This is a genomic window from Candidatus Symbiopectobacterium sp. NZEC135, from assembly GCF_025962695.1.
The window spans coordinates 1-999 of record NZ_JAGFPF010000724.1 but is presented as its reverse complement, the minus strand read 5'-3'; the positions used below and the strand labels follow the sequence as shown (position 1 = coordinate 999).

At 58.5% G+C, this 999-nt stretch carries 1 protein-coding gene; it reads left to right on the top strand.

The genetic code is table 11. From position 1 onward, the window contains the following. Positions 1 to 899: TIGR01777 family oxidoreductase (locus J5224_RS30000; RefSeq protein WP_264628704.1), on the top strand; the 899-nt coding region annotated here is incomplete at its 5' end. Between the last annotated feature and the right edge of the window lie 100 nt (positions 900 to 999).

Here is a 999-nt window from a genome sequence, read left to right as displayed (position 1 = left end):
AACTACTGATTACGGGCGGTACCGGCCTGATCGGCCGTCTCCTGATTGCTCGATTACTGTCTTTATCTCACCATGTCACGGTACTCACCCGCGATACAGCGCGTGCCCGTCAGGTACTCGGCGAACGCGTAGAGTATTGGTCAACGCTGCAAAATCGCACCTCGCTGGATGACATCGACGCCGTGATCAATCTGGCAGGCGAGCCGATTGCCGATAAACGCTGGACGCCGCAACAAAAGCAGAAACTGAGTGAGAGCCGCTGGCACATTACCGAGCAGTTGGCCACGCTGATTAAAGCCAGCGCCTCGCCGCCCTCGGTATTCATTTCTGGCTCTGCGGTCGGCTATTACGGCAATCAAGGTGCCGAGCTGATCACCGAAGAAGAATCGCCCACGCCTGAGTTTACCCATCAACTCTGTGCGCGCTGGGAGGAATTGGCGCTGAGTGCGGAGAGCGATCGCACGCGCGTGTGCTTGTTGCGTACCGGTATCGTGCTGGCAGAAAACGGCGGCGCGCTGGCCAAAATGCTGCCGCCTTTCCGCCTCGGACTCGGTGGCCCACTCGGATCCGGCAAACAGTACATGCCGTGGATTCACATCGACGATATGGTCAATGCCATTCTTTACCTGCTGGATAACCCGATTCTGCGCGGACCGTTCAACATGACCGCGCCCTATCCGGTGCGCAACGAGCAGTTCTGCGCCATGCTGGCCCACGTGCTGGATCGACCCTGTTTTATGCGCGTGCCCGCGTTTGCGCACAAATTGCTGATGGGGGAAGCCGCCACGCTGGTATTGGGTGGACAGCGCGCTATTCCGCATCGGCTGGAGGCGGCTGGCTTTGGCTTTCGCTATTTCGAGCTGGAAGAAGCGCTCAAGGATGTGACTGGGAAAAAATAGCGTAAGGGCGCATCGCCGAACGTCGGGAAATGCGCCCTGTTGCTGACAGTAGCGGCTACTTCAACGCGCCAGAGAGAAATTGCTGCAAACGGGGGCTGGT